The 2,599-nt window shown below is 47.2% G+C and carries 2 protein-coding genes; one reads left to right on the top strand and one right to left on the bottom strand.

Going from position 1 to position 2,599, the window contains the following annotated elements:
- Nucleotides 1–605 precede the first annotated feature (605 nt).
- Nucleotides 606–1,865 carry a hypothetical protein gene (locus HOK28_21515; protein ID MBT6435687.1) on the bottom strand — a complete coding sequence of 420 codons (1,260 nt, stop codon included), beginning with the start codon at nucleotides 1,863–1,865 and terminating at the stop codon, nucleotides 606–608.
- Between the two features lie 369 nt (nucleotides 1,866–2,234).
- Here HOK28_21515 and HOK28_21510 point away from each other — a divergent pair, with 369 nt between their 5' ends.
- On the top strand, nucleotides 2,235–2,474 hold the full coding sequence (locus HOK28_21510; protein ID MBT6435686.1) for a hypothetical protein: 240 nt from the start codon (nucleotides 2,235–2,237) through the stop codon (nucleotides 2,472–2,474).
- Nucleotides 2,475–2,599: the final 125 nt, after the last annotated feature.

Below are 2,599 nucleotides of genomic sequence, written 5' to 3'. Positions count from 1 at the left end.
AGGGCTCTAGCCTCGCTACAATTGACTACAAATTCACCATCGGCAACAACTTCAGAAAGCTCCACCGCAGCCTCAGCATTCTAAGTAAACACCTTAACGATGCGTCATGGCTTCGAATAATCCCATCGGGCGTATATCTCAAACCTTGTTCTGGCCAGATCGCCTTCTGGTCACAGTGCGCACCAATAGCATCTACGCGCAGCCTTTGTGATAGGCGTTGGTCCAGATGGGCTTGTCGGAGTGATTCATAAAGCTGACCACCGGAGTCCTCCGGTGGCACTCTTGCTTTAATCAACAATATCACAAAGCTCTGAAACTTCTTCAAGCTGAGAAATCTCGTCGTCATCACTGGCTGGTTCGTCGCCTCCGCCACACCCAAGCTTAAAACAGATCAATAGGATTAGCGTGTAAATAGCGTTTGTAGGGTCATAGCCTAAACTCTTGCCTCATCTTCATAGTCGACCCAATGCGTCACTTGACAAGCGAGCCTATCAAAAACGAGGGAGCCTGAATCTATAACGTCATGCCTAAGACTAGCGCGAAATCAAAATATTCTGATCTCAATCCACCCGGATCGAGGTCTCCCCGCCGGCTCTCATCTGCTACTACTTCTTCATTTTCATATCGAGACTGAGATCTCGAGCTGCCTTCGTCATAAAGAGGCTAAGGATATCCGACGCAGAATTTCCGCCTCCTCCATTACCACCGCCCAACATAACTTCCGGGACCCATTTCTGCTTGGCAATCGCCTCGGCAAAGCGCTCATTCACAACAATATACGCATCTAGTTTTTGCTGTAAAGCGCCATCCGCCTGCATCACCAAACGCTTATAGGCTGCATCACCCTCACCACGCAGGACTTGTTCCTGCTTATACTCAGAAGCTGCAAACTTCTTCTGCTCTGCCTCAAGTTTATTCTGGAGAGCAACCTCGACTTTTTGAGCAGCAGAAATAACAGCGACCTGCTTCGCTTTTTCGGCATCAACGACGGCCCGCTCCTTTTCAACTTCCTTCTCGTACTTAGCCTTCATGACGTTGGCCTTACCTTCTTCTTCTGCCGTAATCGCATCTTGCTTAGCACGTTCCGCATTGGCAATCGCAGTAATAATAGCCATGGTGGCTTCTCGTTTTGCTGAAATCTGGTCGAGGGTTTTATCTTCAAAGTCCCAATCGGTAATCTGATAACCACTGACTAAGATACCATAGGTTTTTAAATCGTTATCCGAATGAATCGCCTGCCCATCCTCACCGAAATCAATAACCGGGACATTTTTCTCAACTGATTTGCCCGTACTTTCATCCGTTTGAACGGTTCTCTCGAGGCGTGTCTTGTATTTCCCATTTTGCAACTGGTCCCGGCTCCACTCGATAAAAGTTCCTCGCTTTTCAGCGTAAGCCGACTCAGAAGTCATCAAGCCTGCCGTGAGGTTTTGAACTTCTTCGGTCACTGTCTTTAAAAGTTTCATGGCAACGCCGGTGTTCGAGCGAAAGCTTTTATGGAGTTCCAACATTGTGAGTTCATCTTGCGGGAGGTTAAATCGAGCTTTCCCGTAAATTTTACCAGTACCGCCATCCTGATAGCGAACCGGGATACCTTCTTGATCGATGGTTGCTGAACCCATTGCTTCAGTTTTATCAAAATCGAAAGTAATCACGTCACGGTAGACCGAGGAGCGCCCGAACCAAAGTGGGTAAAGACCTGGCTCAAATTGTAAAACCATAGTGCCCGTTGGATACTGAATCACTGTCCGGTTACCCGCATCATTGATACCAACCAGCTGAGGCGCCATAAAAGCAATACCGCCAAGCACCACTATTGTCGTCATCATTTTTCTTAAAAAACCAGACACCATTTCTTTATCCATCTCTAACTCCTCATTGACGGCCACCCTGTAAAATCAAACGGGGTGGCTACACTATCGAAAACATCGATGCGTTTTTATAGATTGGGAACTTCAAGGGTCCATCGTGATCTAAGACATCAATCATGCTGACCCGAAACAACGATTCAATAGGCTGTATACCTAGGCATCGAGAACCTACGTCCCATAAATTGAAAGCGAGGTCCAATGAGGCGAGCTGCATCCATCTACACCGAGCCACGACAAAGGTCATATCTCCTTGAACAGGGGATACCTGGGAAAACAATGGTTATAATTACAGTAACTTATGCGAAAAACTAGCCGGAATTAGATCGCCTTGAAAAACGGGATTCGCTAAGTCCGTAAAACACTATGTCGTCCATTTTCGCCTGTAAGAGAAAAATTCAGACGCCTACCCCACAAGCCTACGCTCGAAGCCAAGCTCGGTTCCGACCTGAACACGCACCGGTTCATCAACGAGCCAGTGAACACTGGAAGATGCTAACAGCCTCACTCGAACTGATTCTCAAGATAGGACTGCGCTTAAGTCTTACGTTTGATGAAGAGCCTAGCACGACAGTCGTCGCAGGCAATGCCACATTCACCTGGTAAAATGGTTCCCTTTAGATAGAACTCAACCATCAAGCCGGCGCTGCGCAAATTCAGATTAACTGAGCCGGCTATTTGAAAAATAAACCGCACTTCACTCTAATCGAGACATAGGTCAGAGTAGAGTT

This window comes from Deltaproteobacteria bacterium (genome assembly GCA_018668695.1).
Taxonomy (GTDB): Bacteria; Myxococcota; XYA12-FULL-58-9; order XYA12-FULL-58-9; family JABJBS01; genus JABJBS01.
Note: the sequence above shows the minus strand (reverse complement) of the source record. Positions and strands in the feature narration are given on the sequence as shown.